This window comes from Xenorhabdus yunnanensis (assembly GCF_028598805.1).
Taxonomy (GTDB): Bacteria; Pseudomonadota; Gammaproteobacteria; order Enterobacterales; family Enterobacteriaceae; genus Xenorhabdus; species Xenorhabdus yunnanensis.
In genome coordinates, this window is sequence record NZ_JAQRFI010000003.1 from 87,727 (window position 1) to 105,452 (window position 17,726).

Here is a 17,726-nt window from a genome sequence, read left to right on the forward strand (position 1 = left end):
CCCATCGGACAATCCTCTGGTAGAGCAATTTCTCGATACTATATGGCTGGAAAAAGCGCTGGCCGAAAATACGTTGGCTTCTTATCGGCTTGATTTACAAGCCTTAAACAATTGGTTAGTGCATTATGGTCATGATTTACTTTCAGTACAGTCGATAGAACTACAATCATTTTTGGCTGAACGAGTGGATGGTGGTTATAAAGCGAGTAGTTCAGCCAGATTACTGAGTGCAATGAGAAGGTTGTTTCAATATCTTTATCGTGAAAGAATGCGGGAAGATGATCCAACAGCGTTACTATCTGCGCCTAAATTACCTAAGCGTTTGCCCAAGGATTTAAGCGAAAAACAAGTTGAAGATTTGCTTGGTGCTCCTTTAACTGACCAACCAATTGAACTGCGGGATAAAGCTATGTTAGAAGTGCTTTATGCTTGTGGGTTACGAGTTTCAGAATTGGTTGGCCTGACCCTGTCTGATGTGAGCTTACGTCAGGGAGTGGTCAGAATTGTGGGTAAGGGAAATAAAGAAAGATTGGTTCCTCTGGGAGAAGAGGCTGTTTATTGGCTGGAAAAATATCTGGAATATGGGCGTCCGTGGCTATTGAATGGCTCTGTTTCTGATGTATTTTTTCCCAGTAAGCGGGGGACGCAGATGACACGCCAGACATTCTGGCATCGGATCAAACACTATGCCGTATTGGCAGGGATTGACGCTAAACGCTTGTCACCCCATGTGTTACGGCATGCTTTTGCAACACATCTACTCAATCATGGCGCTGACTTACGTGTTGTGCAAATGTTATTAGGTCATAGTGACCTCTCGACAACTCAAATATACACTCATGTAGCAACCGAACGTCTCAAAGCTCTTCATCAACAACATCATCCCCGTGGATAGCTTTAAAGTTAGATGAACATAAAGGAACAAATTATGAAGAAGATTACATTTTGCCTTTTATTACTGTTAACTGCTGTTGCCAGCAATGCCTTTGCTGGCGAGAGTGCTATCAATAAGTCATTGTCCAAATTGAAAATAACTGCAGAAAGCATTACTCCATCACAATTTCCAGGTGTTAGTGCAATTTTAACCGATCATGGTGTTGTTTACATGTCTAATGATGGTAAGTACATGTTAACGGGGCACCTTTATGATGTGAGTGGCAAAGCACCGAAAGATATTGGCAATCCGATTTTGGTTAAAAAATTGGAATCTTTTAAAAATCAAATGATTATTTACAAGGCGCCAAAAGAAAAATATGTTGTCACTGTTTTTACTGATATCACTTGTGGTTATTGCCAGAAATTGCATGGGGGCATGCAAAAATATAATGATCTGGGGATTACTGTCCGTTACTTGGCGTTCCCTCGTCATGGGCAGCACCATCAATCGGTTAAAGATATGCAGTCCATTTGGTGCAGTGCGACACCGAAAAAATCCTTGGATGCTGTTTTTAAAGGTGAAAAAATCTCTCCAGTTAAAGAATGCAAAATTGATATCATGAAACAATATCAGCTGGGCCGCCAATTTGGCGTTCAGGGTACGCCAGCCATTATCCTGAAAGATGGCTATGTGCAGCCTGGTTACTCGGAACCGAAAGATTTGCTGGATACATTGAAGAAACATAGCAATTAATTGAAATAGATAATGCATCCCATTCAGTGAATACTAGCTAGTGAATAGAAACCTGTGAATAGAGAAACACAACTCCGCCGCCGACCAGCGGCGGATTCCAGCCATCTTCCTAACAATATCCATCCGTTATTGCGCCGTTTATACGCTATGCGTGGCATACGCCAAGCTGATGAGCTGGAACGTGGCGCAAGTGGTCTCCTCAATTACCAATCCCTTAATGGCATTGAGCAGGCCGTTTCCTTGCTGGTTACAGCATTACATGAACATTGGCGCATCATGATTGTTGGGGATTTCGATGCAGATGGAGCAACCAGCACCGCATTGGGTATTCGCGCTTTGCGTGCAATGGGATATCGTCACCTTGATTATCTTGTTCCAAACCGTTTTGAAGATGGTTATGGGTTAAGCGTTCAGGTGGTTGATGAAGTTGTCAAAAAAAGCGCGGATTTGATTATCACCGTGGATAATGGGATCTCATCCCATGATGGTGTCGCAGCGGCACATCAACACGGCATCAAGGTGATTATTACTGATCACCATTTACCGGGTGAAACATTGCCAGCTGCAGATGCCATTATCAATCCCAATTTAATAGACTGTGCCTTTCCTTCGAAAGCCTTGGCAGGCGTTGGCGTCACATTTTATCTGATGTCGGCACTCAGGGCAGAATTGCGTAAATTGGCATGGTTTGAGCAACAAGGCATTCCACTGCCCAATTTGGCTGAGTTGTTGGATTTAGTGGCATTGGGTACAGTGGCCGATGTGGTTCCCCTCGATACCAATAACCGAATTCTGGTATATCAAGGATTAAACCGCATTCGGGCAGGACGTTGCTGTGCGGGGATAAGGGCATTGCTCGAAGTTTCCAAACGGGAATCAACAAAATTAGCAGCCAGTGATTTGGGCTTTTCATTGGGTCCAAGATTAAATGCCGCCGGACGTCTGGATGATATGTCTGTTGGAGTGGCGTTATTGTTGACCGATGACATGGCCCAGGCCCGACAGATTGCTTGTGAATTGGATGGCCTGAACCAAACTCGTCGGGAAATCGAGCAGGGCATGCAGCAAGAAGCCTTGCAGATTTGCGATAAAATCGAGCGGACCCATACTCAATTACCTTACGGGTTAGCAATTTACCATCCTGAATGGCATCAGGGCGTAGTGGGCATTTTGGCATCACGAATTAAAGAGCGTTTTCACCGTCCGGTTATTGCTTTTGCTCCGGCAGGTGATGGCACTTTGAAAGGTTCGGGACGTTCCGTAAATGGTTTGCATATGCGTGATGCACTTGAACGCCTTGATACCCTGTATCCGGGGTTGATGTTGAAGTTTGGTGGCCATGCGATGGCAGCAGGTTTGTCAATCGAACAAGACAAATTCGACCTGTTTCAGCGTCATTTTTCCGGGCTGGTGGCAGACTGGCTGGATATTACACAGTTGGAAGGTGTGATCTGGAGCGATGGTGAATTGGTGTTAGGAGAACTATCACTGGAAGTTGCTGAAATCCTGCGTGACGGAGGTCCGTGGGGGCAGGCATTTGCAGAACCGGTTTTTGACGGCAAATTCAAACTACTGCAACAGCGCATCGTTGGTGAAAATCACCTGAAAGTCATGCTTGAGCCATTAAATGGCGGGCCTATGTTAGATGGCATTGCATTTAACATTGATGTCAGCCGTTGGCCGGATAATAGTGTCAAAACGGTAGAATTAGCCTATAAACTGGATATTAACGAATTTCGTGGTAATCGTGATGTTCAGCTTTTGATCCAGCATATTTGGCCCTACTGAATTATCAAATCTCCGGCAATGTTATCCAATTAGCGTTTACCCTTCATCTTTTAAATAGCAGCCAACAAAGCTGCTATTTAAAAGATGAAGGGTATAAACCCTTTGATAGATCCGTTACAATACGCGGTTCGAAAATATCCATGCGACCATCATTTATTCATAATACACAACGTATAAGACACAAAATATGTTTGAAATTAATCCGGTAAAAAATCACATTCAGGACCTGTCTGAGCGGACAGCAGTTCTGAGGGGGTATCTTTGACTATGATGCCAAGAAAGAGCGCTTAGAAGAAGTCAATGCTGAACTCGAACAGCCTGATGTCTGGAATGAACCGGAGCGGGCACAGGCGTTGGGTAAAGAGCGTTCGTCACTTGAAATCATTGTGGAAACAATTGATCAGCTCGTTCAGGGTTTAGAAGATGTGAACGGCCTGCTGGAATTGGCAGTTGAAGCAGATGATGAAGAAACCTTCAATGAAGCAGTTGCTGAATTGGAACAGTTAGAAGAGAAACTGGGTCAACTTGAATTCCGTCGCATGTTTTCTGGCGAATATGACAGCGCAAACTGCTATTTGGATCTTCAGGCGGGATCAGGTGGAACAGAAGCTCAGGATTGGGCCAGCATGTTGATGCGCATGTACCTGCGTTGGGCTGAATCCAAGGGCTTCAAGACTGAAATTATTGAAGAGTCTGATGGTGATGTTGCTGGTTTGAAATCTGCAACCATCAAGATCATTGGTGAATATGCTTACGGTTGGCTGCGCACAGAAACGGGCGTTCATCGCTTGGTACGTAAAAGCCCCTTTGATTCAGGTGGTCGTCGCCATACATCATTCAGCTCTGCTTTTATCTACCCAGAAGTGGATGATGATATTGATATCGAAATCAATCCGGCTGATTTACGCATTGATGTATACCGAGCTTCTGGTGCTGGTGGTCAGCACGTTAACAAAACTGAATCTGCTGTACGTATCACCCACGTACCGACTGGTGTTGTAACTCAATGCCAGACAGACCGTTCTCAGCATAAAAACAAAGACCAGGCGATGAAACAGTTGAAAGCGAAACTGTACGAACTGGAAATGCAGAAGAAGAATGCAGATAAACAAGCAATGGAAGAGAACAAATCGGATATCGGTTGGGGCAGTCAGATCCGCTCTTACGTTTTGGATGATTCCCGTATTAAAGATTTGCGTACCGGTGTAGAGACCCGTAATACACAATCTGTGCTGGATGGGGATTTGGACAAATTCATTGAAGCAAGCTTAAAAGCTGGCTTATGAGGAACTAAAATGTCACAACAACAGCAGGGAGCTGAACAGGCTCCTGATTTAAATAATGAACTGAAAATCCGCCGTGAAAAATTGGCTGCTCTGCGCAGCAACGGCATTACTTTCCCGAGTGATTTTCGTCGCGAAAACATTTCCGAAGATCTGCATGCAAAATACGATGACAAGACTAAGGAAGAATTGGAAGAGCTGGACATCGAAGTGACCATTGCTGGTCGCATGATGACACGTCGCATCATGGGCAAGGCATCTTTTGCAACTCTGCAAGATATGGGTGGTCGCATTCAGATCTACGTTTCCCGTGATGATCTGCCGGAAGGCATTTACAATACTCAGTTCAAAAAATGGGATTTGGGTGACATTTTAGGCGCACGCGGTAAGCTGTTCAAAACTCAAACGGGTGAGCTTTCCATTCACTGTACTGAGCTGCGTCTGTTGACTAAAGCACTGCGTCCACTGCCGGATAAATTCCACGGTTTGGCAGATCAGGAAACCCGTTACCGTCAGCGTTATTTGGATCTGATTGCGAACGATGAATCACGCAAGACATTCCAGATCCGCTCCCGCGTGATGTCTGCATTGCGTAGTTTCATGACCAAAAAAGACTTCATGGAAGTTGAAACACCAATGATGCAGGCGATCCCTGGTGGTGCAAGTGCGCGTCCATTCATTACGCACCATAACGCGCTGGATATCGACATGTACCTGCGCATTGCCCCGGAATTGTACCTGAAACGTTTAGTGGTAGGTGGTTTTGAGCGCGTTTTCGAAATCAACCGCAATTTCCGTAACGAAGGTGTTTCTCCGCGCCATAACCCAGAGTTCACCATGATGGAACTCTACATGGCTTATGCGGATTACCAAGATCTGATCGTACTGACCGAAGATCTGTTCCGTACTTTGACTCAAGACGTACTGGGTACAACATTGGTGCAATACGGCGAACAAGAATTCGATTTCGGTAAGCCTTTTGTCAAGATGACCATGAAAGAAGCCATTTGCAAATATCGTCCAGAAACCAACATGGCAGATCTGGATGATATGGATAAAGCGGTTGCTATCGCGAAATCTTTGGGTATCGACATTGAAAAGGGCTGGGGCTTGGGTCGCGTTCAGTGTGAAATTTTTGAAGAAACCGCTGAAAGCCATCTGATTCAGCCGACATTCATTACGGAATATCCGGCAGAAGTTTCTCCGCTGGCACGCCGCAACGATGACAATCCATTCATTACTGATCGTTTTGAATTCTTCATTGGTGGCCGTGAAATTGGTAATGGCTTCTCGGAGCTGAACGACGCGGAAGATCAGGCAGAACGTTTCGCAGAGCAAGTTCGTCAGAAAGATGAAGGCGATGACGAAGCGATGTTCTACGATGAAGATTACGTGACTGCGCTGGAGCACGGCCTGCCACCAACAGCAGGTTTGGGAATTGGTATCGACCGTATGGTGATGTTGTTCACTAACAGCCACACCATCCGTGACGTTATCCTGTTCCCGGCAATGCGTCCGAATAAATAATCATTTTTGATTAAAACCAGTTAACGCCCAGTTCGGTTAATCAAACTGGGCGTTTTTTACATCCATTAAAAAACCTTAAATAATTGGTTGAAATATAGACATTAATTAACGATATACTACTTACTACTTACTACTTGCTGAGACTCAGTTAAGAAGTATATATTTGGCGGCATAACTTCGTTGATGCGAGTGTAGTTCAATGGCAGAACGAGAGCCTCCCAATCTTTATACTAGAGTTCGATTCCCTTCACTCGATTTTTAGGGAATATCTCAATATTTTCTGACGATAGCGTCAGTGCTGAACATTGCTGTGCAAAGCGAATGCTTTCTTTTAGATTCATGCCTTCTAACCAGCAGTGTACAAGGCCCGCCATCATGGCATCACCTGCTCCATTGGCATTAATAATATTAGTGTTGATTGCATCTGAACGTCCTGATGTATTATCCCTTTCACTGTAATAAACACCTTCTGCATCCATACTTAAAATTAAACGCTGGATGCCATGTTGATGAAACCAATTAGCCGCATCAGCGGCATCTTTTTGAGTTTCGATTTTTATTCCACTGAGGATTTCTGCTTCAGTACGATTGGGTTTTAAAGTATGGATATGCGATAGTAAATGGCGGATTTTGGATGCCTTAGATCTTGAAACAGTATCAACAAAAATTGGAACATTACTGGCATTATTAAATAACCATTTCAGAGCTTCTTCAGTTAAGTTACAGTCAACAATGAGTACGCTGGCATGCTGGATTAAAGATTTAGATTGAGATAATAACGTAGGAGTCAATTTTTCCAGAATACTCATGTCATTAACTGAAACTACACATTTTCCATTTTCGTCTATAAGTGAATTGCAGATCGAAGTTTTTTCATCATCTAATTTGTATAAATGATTCACATTAACACCTGTTGATTTTGTATAATCAAATAATGTCTTGCCATTTGAATCGTTACCAACAACAGAAATTAAATAACTTTCATTTTTTAATAAGGCAATATTTTGAGCAATGTTTCTTCCGACACCACTTGGTGTTGAAATAATTTTCCCTGGGTTGGAATCTTCATAAATTAATTTGGCTGAGGTATAACTTGTCAAATCTATATTGGCTGCGCCAATTGTTACAGCATAAATATCGTTAGATAAAATATACCCTTTGCCTTTGATATAACCTTTTTTACTTAGGTTCATAATATGTCCTGCAACACATGAGCGACTGATCCCAAGAATATCAGCAATTTCTTGTTGCTGAATAAAAGGATCACGCTTCAGAAGTTGCAATATCTGATTTTCCCTTTTTGACATATCATCCCCTTAGCTGTTTTTTACACTAATGTTTTATTTCATGTCAGGCAAACAGTAAAGGCCATTTTTATACTTCTTTCTCATTATGAGAATACGATCGTAAGTTTGATAAAGTCATCAAATTGCAAAAAAATGTGATTTATATCTCGAATATTATGCTGAAAAATTAATAAAAATCAGATGACTAAATACATCAAGTAAGCAAACTATATTTACTATTGTAATAATCTCTTTTAAAACAGTATATTGGGTTGCTTTATGGAAATTACAAACATATGTTTGGTTTTTATGATTTATTGATTTTCATAGTGAGGTGGAACTGGAGTATATGATGGGAAAAAATTACCCCTGGTTACATAGTTAGCTATGTAACCAGGGGAGCTATTAATCAGGTATTATTTTTTATCATCCAACATATGATATGAAACGGCAATACCTGCAGCTTGACCAGCAAGTGAAGGTTCATCGCTGGCTAAATACAGCCCTGCAATATAGTGTCCATCAACAGCATATTTTCTATATTTTTTGGCATAGCGCTCACCGATCCTGAGTTGACGCTTATCACTTAACGTAAATAATGCTTCATCAACAGCACCATTACCCCATACTTCCAACATTTCGATAACACTATCATTTAGCTCAATTGAATTCGTTTCTGATGTTACTGTGCCAAGTGTGTAGGATGAATCGTTGGCAAATGTGATTTTAATACCACCAACTCTAGGTGCATTCCCAATTCTTTGTACATATCCAACCAATGATTTTATTTTATTGTATTTTCCGTCGATTAAAGATGGCTTGAAAGGTTCCTGCATTTGATCGTCTTCTGTAAGCGCTTGAATTCTCGTTTTGTTAGTAGGACGATCAAACACAGTTGAATAACTGATAGTTTTAGGATAGAAACCACTTTCGAGGCTATTATTTTGTAGATGTTCAATTGATTCAATACACTCTAAACCGTGTAATAAACAATATCCTCTAACAGATAATAAATTATTAGTGACACTCTCTGCTGTTGATGTATTTATGGCATTATTATATTCATTAGTATACATCGTATGAATGTAGTCTTTTGCCTTGCCAACCAATTTGTCGATAAGTTGTTTTAACTCATTGACTTCAATATCTGTCAGCCCAATATCATTTTTCTTCTCTACCCCCATTTTCCAATAAGGGATCTGTAACATAATGGTGTTAGTGTACATCGGCAGGATCTGGTAGTTTGTTTTATTATCAAAAGACTTAAATTTTTCATCTATACTAACCAGATATCTAGCCAGGAACATATATGCGTCATGACTTTCTTGACTGCCAGGCGAGGTTTCCAGCATGTATTGTACATGTTCCATTTTTCCTTTGATTTCTTGTATATCTCCATTAAGTATTCCTTTAATAGTTTGTAGAGCGGCATTCTCTATCATCTGCTCTACTTTTTGGAGAATTTGCTCCCAAGTATTATCTTTCTGTTGAGGCCAAAATAGTCCTAACAGGAAGGACATTGCCGGACCTGCTCCTGGAATAAACCCTATGCCACCAATAATCGCATCCTTTACGATTGATGACATATCCCATTCATAATCAGGGGTAGACGTTGTATAAGGCACTATAAGCATGACGTCAGTGAGTACAGGTAATGTTTCATTTTCAGATACATTAATCGGTGTAGTATTCATAATTTTACTTTAATTCCTTAGTTAAATAGTGCTTTAATTAGATAGTTATTAAATTAAAATCTGTTAGTTATAGATGGTTTTTCATTTTGTTACTTATTATATCCAGTAACAAAGGCTCGTTTATCTGTATCATTATAAATGACGACCTTGCTGTAATACACTGAGTTGCTCGGTGATTGTAATATTCCGTCTTCCCCTGCTTTCACTGTGATAGAGGAATGTTCAAACCATTGTGATGTGAAAGAATGAGACCAATAAAAAACAGCCTTAACTGATGATGCGGGGCCGGAATTGGCTACGTAGTAATTGGGGCGTGTTTCGGGAATAATCGGCGTGTCAGTTCTTATTGCCTCAATAGAAGAGTGTGGCTCTATTGTCATATCCTTATAAGGACTGACTGTAAGAGGTTCTGATGCTGGTGTGTTTGTATTATAAGTTAAGGGTTCTGGATTGGAATCGTTATTACTTATGACTGTAATGTTACTATCACTTATATTTATATTGATTGTACTCATAAGATGTTATCCTATTTTAAAAATTGATTAAAATATAATTTTGTGTTGTTTTTAATGTTTTGGATATTTATTTTGTAGCGCTTTTACTATGGTTATATACCCAATGGATTTCAAGATGCATCGCGGCGGTCAGGGAGCAAATCCCCGGGAGCATAGATAACTATGTGACCGGGGTGAGTGAGCGCAGCCAACAAAGAGGCAACTTGAAAGACGAAGGGTATAGTATGTGATTATTTATAATTATAGTAGATTTCTCCTTACAATTGAGATTTGTTTTATTATTGAGAATGAATTTATATATTATGACCACGGCTATTCTAAACATATTGGTATGGCAGGATAAAATATAAAAAATGTAAGTTTGGTTTAAAAATTATACTGCTTATTAAAATGATATTATTAGTATATAGATATGGTTAACATTTATTAATAGGCATGGATAAGTAATGGTATATCTATTTTAAATAAGGTTGATAACTTTATTAGTGTAAGATGTAAATAGTGCTCTCATTAATATCTTAGAGTCTAATTCCCCACCGCTTGCGGCGAGGTTATTCATTAATATACATTTACTTCTATAAATAAGCATTAATGTAATTAAATATAGCCCAATATAATTGGGCTAATAGTAATATTTATAAGGATTCTCTAAGCAACTGCATTCTGATATAAATCCCAGCGGTTACCATAAATATCTTCAAAAACCACAACCATGCCATATTCTTCCTGACGGGGTTCTTCACAGAAATGGACGCTATTTTCTTTCATTTTGTGATAATCGCGCCAAAAGTCGTCAGTTTGCAGGAACAAGAATACACGCCCACCACATTGATTACCGATAAATGCTTCTTGCCTTTCGTTAGATGCTTTTGCCAGCAGTAAATTACAGTCACTTTCAGGGTTCGGGGTGACAACAACCCATCTTTTTCCCGGCTGTGGTGTATCTTCTACCAGCGTAAATCCCAGTTTATTGGTGTAATAATCGATAGCTCTATCATAATCATCCACAACGATAGCAACGTAACCCATACACCTTTTTTGTGTTCTCATGGTATTCCTACTATTTTCTGATTTAAAAATTACAGCATTCGGGTGCCTAAGTTCACACCTCTTTCTGGCTGGATCAGGACTGTTCCTTGATCGTCACAGACGGCAGCCAAAACTAAAACTTCGGATTTAAATCCCGCCACGCGTCTTGGGGGAAAGTTCACTAATGTCGAGTGGCATAAAGGCATCAATTGTAGCGGGTGTAGGTGTGGTATTTTCCATAGAATTTAATTCGTTGTTCAAATTATATTATTTAGCATAAGAAAAATGTGAAGATATGGAGAGGATAACGTAATTTTTGCTTGTTATCTTTCGGATTAGCTATGTAATGAGAGATAGATTCACTTCTCAATTTTATTTCAGCGATTTCAGCGATTTCAGCGAACACCACCCGTAATCAGTTTGACCTGATGGATTTTCGGATAATGCTCAGAAATCTTCTTTTGGAGCAGCTGCCAGTACAGGTAATTTACGTCATGGTGGTGTGAATTGAATAACAGGCCAACAACACTGCCACTATGGGCAACGTTCAGGCCATAAATGTCTGTCTGCTCAACCAAATCCCTCAGTTGATCAAAACAGGGTTTTGGTAATATCGATTGGTTGGCGATGGCGCTTAATGTACAGGCTTCTCCAAGACGGTAATTATCATACCGCTGATTTGCTGTATTAAATTGCAACCAGGCTTGTTGTAATAAAGAAGCGTTATCTTGCAATTGTGATTGGCGATCCTGCTGATGATATTCTTCCGTCAAAATGGTTTGTGGGCTTTCCAGTAGCAAAATATCGATATCCGGTTGCCAATCGAAAGGAATTTGGGTTTGGGCGGTGAGATGATCAAACAAGGTTAATGATTCGAATACTGTGCTGTCAGTGGGTTCCAGTTTGACACAAAGTCGTGCCAGCTCTGCGCTGCTCAATGATTTCCCTAATAATCTGGCGGTGGCTTGCGCGGTAGCAGCAATATCCGCTGTACTGCTGGCCATGCCTTTGGCGAGGGGAATTGTAGATTGATACTCAATGCGCAAGCCAGAAGTCGATTCGGGAGGTTCTTGCCAGTAACCCAGCAGTAAATTTACCATCTGGCGCATACGTGGGCGTTCATGTGGTATGGGAACGCCTTCACTGACAGAAACACAACTGAACCAATTAATTGGGCAGGAGATTAATTTTTCTCCACCAAACAGCCATCCTTGCAAAAGTTCTCCGCAAGAAGCGGGGCAAGAGGCTTCAGCCATAGGCAATAACCTGCTGCATGGCTGCGATCAGGCACTGATTTTCCCATTCACTGCGTACGGCTACGCGATAGTAACGTTCGCCCAATCCTGCATAGTTCTTACAATGGCGAATTAACAACTGATGTTTAAGCAGGGAATGCCATAAATCAACATCGGGTTTATGGCAGCGGAAGAACAGAAAATTAGCCGATGGCGGCCAGACAGTCAGTTCAGGGAAAGCTGAAAGCTGAGTCCATAGGTAATGCTGCTGTGATTTCAGCCATTGATGTGTAGCAGCAATATAATCATGCTCATCAAATAAAATCTCACCAACCTGAGCAGCAAAGGCGTTGATTGACCACGGTTCACGCCGATTTTTCATCTCGGCAACCCCCGCTGTATTTCCGCTGACTAAATAGCCCAAACGTAATCCCGGGATGGCGAAAAATTTTGTCATTGAACGCAGTATATAAAGATGGTTAGTGATAGCAACTTGGGGAATCAACCCTTGGTTATCAGGTAGAAAATCAATAAAAGATTCATCGACAATCAGCCAGATCCCTTGTTTCTCACAATATTCCACCAGTGATTGCATAAATTGGCTGTCTGGCATTAATCCGGTGGGATTATTGGGAGTGGCTATAAAAACGCAATCGGGTTGGATTGTAGATAGCGCATCTAACAAGCGTAAATCCGGCTGAAATCCGGTTTCTTCTGTTAATGGATAATCGATGATTTCAGTGCCAACTTGCTGCAAGGCTCGCCGATATTCGGCAAAACCTGGGGTAAACAGTAAGGCTCGTTTGGGATGGAGATAACGAGTGACGGCATAGATCAGTTCTGTTGCGCCGTTGCCCGCCATCACTGCCGCATAATCGCATTGATGAGCTTTTGCGATCGCCTGATGTAAATGACGATATTCCACATCTGGATACTTTTCGATATCGGCAAGACTATTTTTGATCAACGCCTTAACCCGTTCTGGTGCGCCCAGCGGATTGATATTGGCGCTGAAATCAATAAGCGTATTAGCGGGAAGACCATATTGCTCAGCAACGCCAAGGATATTGCCACCATGCTCACTCATTAAATTGCTCCATCAGTGGAAAGAAAGGAGAGGGTTGTTCCCAGATTAACCACCTCACCAATCACAATCAACGCTGGTGCATGCAGATTCTGTTCTTCCGCTTTTGCAGCCAGAGTTTCCAGTGTGCCTATGACGCTCTTTTGTTTGGGCTGACTGGCGTACATGATCACCGCCGCAGATGTTGCGGGGGATTTGCCATATAGCATCAGTTGTTGGCAGATCTCCATCAGGCGGGTCATTCCCATCAGAATAATCAATGTTCCTTCCAACTGGGCGAGTATTTCCCAGTTCTGTTGCTCATTGCCCTGAGACGTATGCCCTGTTACAACATGGAAACTTGATGCGTAACTGCGGTGAGTGACAGGAATGCCGGCATAGGCCAAGCCACCAATTGAGGAACTGATCCCCGGAACGACTTCAAATTTGATGCTATGTTCTGCTAGTACTTCCGCTTCCTCTCCTCCGCGACCAAAGACATAGGGATCACCGCCTTTCAGGCGAACAACCTGTTTTCCCGCCAGTGCATGTTTTACCAGAATCTGATTAATCTCTTCTTGTGGGATGGGATGATAATCATGTTCTTTCCCAACATTAATGATTTCACAATGATCAGGTACTTGAGCAATGAGTTCAGGGTTGACGAGACGGTCATGAACAATAACATCTGCAAATTGAATACAATGCAGTCCTTTGACCGTGATTAAACCAGCATCACCGGGGCCGGCTCCCACTAACCACACATTGCCTTTATTCATTGGATTACCTCTATGGGTTTAAAATATAAATAATTAAAGAAATGGAAAAACATTTTCATCCTGATAACTAAGACGGGATTTTATTTATTATAAAGGCTTGCCTATTCTGTCTTATGTTTTAGTTAATTGTTTTTTTTGATGTTCTTTTTCTTGCATTTATGAGCGATGTAATTTCAAGCTGAAGTTTTAGATAATTATTACTTCAATATGGTGTTGGATAATTTGATTTATATCAATGTTCGTATTTTTAAATTTTAATTATTTTAACAATGGATTTTATTTTCTATTGAAAATATTCACTAACAGGAATATTTTTTCATTTTATTAATGGAAGACTCTTTATTTTGTTGTTTTTATTTAAATTCAACAAGTTAAATTAGCATGGTTAATTGATCAATTTGTGGTTGTGTGTTAATTTTTATTTTCTTTATTATAAAAATATGTTTTATAACTTAAGAATCATGAACAAGATCACAAAAGTAATCATGGATGTTTTTATAAACATGAAAAATGTGTATTTTTAAATAAATCCATTTTCTATTTTTTAAATGTAATTAATTTCGTGATAATGATTTTTTATCATAAGGTTTAATTTATTGAAAAATAAAGAAACCATTGATATCTATATTGTTCGTGAAATATTAATTGATTTATCAAAAAAGAATTAAAAGCCTTTTGTTTGATAAATATCAATGAATGAGAACATTAGTTTTAGTTTTTAATATCAATACTGGTTTAACGCTAATGTCAATTGAACACCAATGCAGGGTTTAAATATTTTGAGGCAAGCACATGCAACAGAAATATGCTTTTGTCATTGCAGGTACAGGCAGCGGATGTGGGAAGACAACAGTTGCGTTGGGTATCATGCGAGCCTTGATGAACCGTTCACTGCGGGTACAGCCGTTTAAAATCGGGCCTGATTATCTGGATGGCGGCTGGCATCGTGCTGTGACGGGTGTTGCTTCACATAATCTTGATGCTTTTATGCTCCCCGAATCCATTCTGAATGGTTTGTTTAACCAAGCCATGACCAATCAAGATATTGCGGTTATTGAAGGCGTTATGGGGTTATATGATGGCTATGGTACGAACCCCAACTATTGCAGTAGCGCGGCGATGGCAAAGCAGCTTGGTTGTCCGGTGGTTTTATTGGTAGATGGTAAGGCGGTTTCTACCTCGATTGCAGCTACGGTGATGGGGTTTCAGCAATTTGATCCGGCGGTCAATATTGTGGGAGTACTGATAAATCGTGTCAATCGGGATAGTCATTTTCAGTTATTGAAACAGGCGATTGAACATTATTGCGGTATTCCTGTTTTGGGGCGAATCCCTGTAATGCCTGATATTGCGCTTCCTTCCCGCCATCTTGGGCTGATCCCGGCGCAAGAACAAAGCCGTCAGCATGATAAAGGCAGCCAACACAATGAAAATGCTCGCCACGATGAATGCTGGTCTTATCTTGCTCAGCAGATTGAAGCCTCGGTGGATTTGGATAAATTGCTGGCATTGACTCAGCTATCTTCTTTGCCAAAAGGAAATATCGATTCCCTTGTCGATCCCGCGCTGGGGCAAGGTTTGACGTTGGCTTTGGCAGAAGATGAAGCATTCCATTTCTATTATCCCGATAACTTGCTGTTATTGGAAAAAGCAGGTGTGACGATCAAGCGTTTCAGTCCCCTGCATGATCACCAGTTACCCGCATGCCAGATGATCTATCTGGGTGGAGGATATCCTGAAATCTATGCTCAGACTTTATCTTCCAATTACGCCATGCATGAAGCATTACGTCGGGCACATCAAAAAGGCATTCCCATTTATGCGGAATGCGGTGGTCTGATGTACCTAGGCGATGCCCTGACTGATGCAGATGGCGTGCGGCATAACATGGTGGGATTGATTGCCGGTGAAAGTCAGATGGGGGATCACTTGCAACGCTTTGGTTACTGCGAAGCCACGGCAATGTGCGATACCTCTTTAGTGGCGAAAGGGGAAACGCTGCGTGGGCATGAATTTCACTACTCGGATTTTATTACGACTCAGCCGCCCGTTTTTCAATGTGTCAAATGGTGTGATGTCCTAACACCAAAAGGAACACGAAAAAAAGCGCAGAAAAACTGGCTGGGCGGCTACCAGAATGGCAATACGCTGGCGGGCTATCTACATATTCATCTTGCCCAACGCCCCGGTTTGCTTCATCGCTGGCTGATGATGGCACGGAGGCTGTTATGACAGTCTTACTGTGGTTTGCGGCTTTTATTCTGGATATGAAATTGGGTGATCCTCCTCACTGGCCGCACCCCGTGCGCTGGATGGGACGGCTTATCAATCAAACTGAACAGTTTATCCGTCGGATTTGCCAAACCGAAACCGACTTGAAATGGGGCGGTGTACTGTTATGGCTGGTAGTAGTGGGAAGCGTCTGGCTGGCGAGCTATTGGGTTTTGCAATTGGCCTATAGTCTGGCGTTCTGGTCAGGATGTTTGGTTGAGATTTGGCTGATTTATACCGTACTGGCAGGACGTAGTTTGAGTGAGGCGGCAAATGCGGTTTATCAAGCCTTGCGGCAGGGGGATTTGTTAGCCAGTCGTGAACAACTTTCCAAAATTGTCGGGCGGGAAACCTCTCAATTGCAAGTACCACAGATCAGCCGAGCCACTATTGAAACCGTGGCAGAAAACAGTGTGGATGGTGTGATTGCACCGTTGTTCTTCTTAATGCTTGGTGGTGCTCCACTTGCTATGGCCTATAAAGCAGTCAATACCCTCGATTCAATGGTTGGCTATAAAACCCCCCGTTATCGGGCGCTGGGGATGTTTTCGGCACGTATGGATGATATGGCGAATTGGCTGCCTGCACGTTTGGGCTGGCTTCTGCTGGCAATGGCTGCGAAATGGCAGGGGTTGGATTTTCGACAGGCGCTACGTATTGGCTGGCGTGATCGTTATCAACACAGTAGTCCCAACAGCGGCTGGTCGGAAGCTACTATAGCGGGGGCATTGGGCATTCGTCTTGGCGGGCCGAATGTTTATTTTAACCAGCGCGTTGAAAAGCCGTGGATTGGTGATGCGAGACGCGAGGTCACACCTGACGATATTCCACAATCTACTCAAATGATGATGGTGGCATCAGTGATGGCGCTGCTGCTGTTTGCGCTGCTGCACAGCTTGAGCGTGATAGATAGCTTGGTCAGTTTGATGAATAGCCTGGTCAGTGTGACGGTATAAGGAGAAAATAGCATGAGCAATTACATCCAACAGCCCCAACAGATTGAAAGAAATAGTTTCGACATCATCAGCCGACTTATTTTCGAATCGCGTCCTGATTATCGTTTTGTAGATGCGGATCAAGAAGCGGTGATCAAACGGGTGATCCATACCACTGCCGATTTTGATTGGTTGGATATTCTCTATTTTTCCCCTGATGTTTTTCGCCTCATTCGTGACGGTATTTTGCGTGGCTGCACGTTATATACCGATACGACAATGGCGTTGTCTGGTATCAATAAAACCCGCCTGGCTCAGTACGGCAGCGAATGTCGTTGTTATATCAGCGATCCACGCACCATTCAAATGGCAAAAACACAGCAAATCACGCGTTCAATGGCAGCCGTTGATCTGGCCCTGCAAGAATCAGGGGAGAAGATCTTTGTCTTTGGCAATGCCCCGACCGCGCTGTTTCGCTTGATGGAACATCAATCTGCATCGATTGCCGTAGTCGGTGTCCCCGTCGGTTTTGTTGGCGCGGAGGAATCAAAGCATGCCCTTATCAATAGCGGATTAAGTTGCATTGCAGCAAAGGGACGCAAGGGCGGCAGCAATATTGCAGCCGCCATTATCAACGCCATTCTTTACCGGATGCCATCGGATGCCGGAGGTGAAGCGTGAGTGAAATCCG

15 protein-coding genes are annotated in these 17,726 nt (G+C 42.2%); 8 read left to right on the top strand and 7 right to left on the bottom strand.

Annotation, left to right across the window (positions count from 1 at the left end; all coding sequences use genetic code 11):
- The first annotated feature begins 16 nt into the window (after positions 1–16).
- The 5 genes from xerD (at position 17) to lysS (ending at position 6,228) form a co-directional block, all read left to right on the top strand.
- Positions 17–895 carry a site-specific tyrosine recombinase XerD gene (gene xerD, locus PSI23_RS02145; RefSeq protein ID WP_273553603.1) on the top strand — a complete coding sequence of 293 codons (879 nt, stop codon included), beginning with the start codon at positions 17–19 and terminating at the stop codon, positions 893–895.
- Positions 896–928: 33 nt separating this feature from the next.
- Complete coding sequence (dsbC, locus tag PSI23_RS02150) at positions 929–1,630, top strand: bifunctional protein-disulfide isomerase/oxidoreductase DsbC (RefSeq protein ID WP_273553519.1); 702 nt, start codon at positions 929–931, stop codon at positions 1,628–1,630.
- A gap of 54 nt (positions 1,631–1,684) precedes the next feature.
- Complete coding sequence (gene recJ / locus PSI23_RS02155) at positions 1,685–3,418, top strand: single-stranded-DNA-specific exonuclease RecJ (protein WP_273553520.1); 1,734 nt, start codon at positions 1,685–1,687, stop codon at positions 3,416–3,418.
- 187 nt (positions 3,419–3,605) lie between these two features.
- A protein-coding gene (gene prfB / locus PSI23_RS02160) for a peptide chain release factor 2 (protein WP_273553521.1) occupies positions 3,606–4,704 on the top strand; the annotation gives its coding sequence in 2 pieces (ribosomal slippage) (positions 3,606–3,680 and positions 3,682–4,704; 1,098 coding nt in all).
- A 9-nt stretch (positions 4,705–4,713) separates the two neighbouring features.
- On the top strand, positions 4,714–6,228 hold the full coding sequence (lysS, locus tag PSI23_RS02165; RefSeq protein ID WP_273553522.1) for a lysine--tRNA ligase: 1,515 nt from the start codon (positions 4,714–4,716) through the stop codon (positions 6,226–6,228).
- Between the two features lie 230 nt (positions 6,229–6,458).
- Here lysS and PSI23_RS02170 read toward each other — a convergent pair whose 3' ends face one another.
- The 7 genes from PSI23_RS02170 to cobA form a co-directional block, all read right to left on the bottom strand.
- The gene (locus tag PSI23_RS02170; RefSeq protein WP_273553523.1) at positions 6,459–7,535 is read right to left on the bottom strand and encodes a PfkB family carbohydrate kinase; all 1,077 of its coding nucleotides are present in this window, start codon (positions 7,533–7,535) and stop codon (positions 6,459–6,461) included.
- A 395-nt stretch (positions 7,536–7,930) separates the two neighbouring features.
- The gene (locus tag PSI23_RS02175) at positions 7,931–9,208 is read right to left on the bottom strand and encodes an insecticidal delta-endotoxin domain-containing protein (protein WP_273553524.1); all 1,278 of its coding nucleotides are present in this window, start codon (positions 9,206–9,208) and stop codon (positions 7,931–7,933) included.
- 89 nt (positions 9,209–9,297) lie between these two features.
- Positions 9,298–9,723, bottom strand: coding sequence for a JHE-like toxin PirA (locus PSI23_RS02180; protein ID WP_273553525.1), 426 nt, complete (start codon positions 9,721–9,723; stop codon positions 9,298–9,300).
- Between the two features lie 648 nt (positions 9,724–10,371).
- The gene (locus PSI23_RS02185; protein ID WP_273553526.1) at positions 10,372–10,773 is read right to left on the bottom strand and encodes a VOC family protein; all 402 of its coding nucleotides are present in this window, start codon (positions 10,771–10,773) and stop codon (positions 10,372–10,374) included.
- A 374-nt stretch (positions 10,774–11,147) separates the two neighbouring features.
- On the bottom strand, positions 11,148–12,008 hold the full coding sequence (locus tag PSI23_RS02195) for a GHMP family kinase ATP-binding protein (protein ID WP_273553528.1): 861 nt from the start codon (positions 12,006–12,008) through the stop codon (positions 11,148–11,150).
- A complete protein-coding gene (cobD, locus tag PSI23_RS02200; RefSeq protein ID WP_273553529.1) occupies positions 12,001–13,074 on the bottom strand; it encodes a threonine-phosphate decarboxylase CobD in 1,074 nt (357 codons plus the stop codon). Before cobD ends, PSI23_RS02195 begins: the two co-directional genes overlap by 8 nt.
- Complete coding sequence (gene cobA / locus PSI23_RS02205) at positions 13,074–13,829, bottom strand: uroporphyrinogen-III C-methyltransferase (RefSeq protein ID WP_273553530.1); 756 nt, start codon at positions 13,827–13,829, stop codon at positions 13,074–13,076. The genes cobD and cobA overlap by 1 nt, the downstream gene beginning before the upstream one ends.
- Before the next feature lie 792 nt (positions 13,830–14,621).
- Between cobA and PSI23_RS02210 the strand changes: the two genes are divergently transcribed.
- From PSI23_RS02210 to PSI23_RS02220, 3 genes are read left to right on the top strand one after another with little or no spacing between them, the layout of a single operon-like run.
- Positions 14,622–16,061: a cobyrinic acid a,c-diamide synthase CobB gene (locus tag PSI23_RS02210; RefSeq protein WP_273553531.1), complete on the top strand. Its 1,440-nt coding sequence runs from the start codon at positions 14,622–14,624 to the stop codon at positions 16,059–16,061.
- A complete protein-coding gene (gene cbiB / locus PSI23_RS02215) occupies positions 16,058–17,056 on the top strand; it encodes an adenosylcobinamide-phosphate synthase CbiB (protein ID WP_273553532.1) in 999 nt (332 codons plus the stop codon). Before PSI23_RS02210 ends, cbiB begins: the two co-directional genes overlap by 4 nt.
- A 12-nt stretch (positions 17,057–17,068) precedes the next feature.
- Positions 17,069–17,716 carry a cobalt-precorrin-8 methylmutase gene (locus PSI23_RS02220; RefSeq protein WP_273553533.1) on the top strand — a complete coding sequence of 216 codons (648 nt, stop codon included), beginning with the start codon at positions 17,069–17,071 and terminating at the stop codon, positions 17,714–17,716.
- The last annotated feature ends 10 nt before the right edge of the window (positions 17,717–17,726 follow it).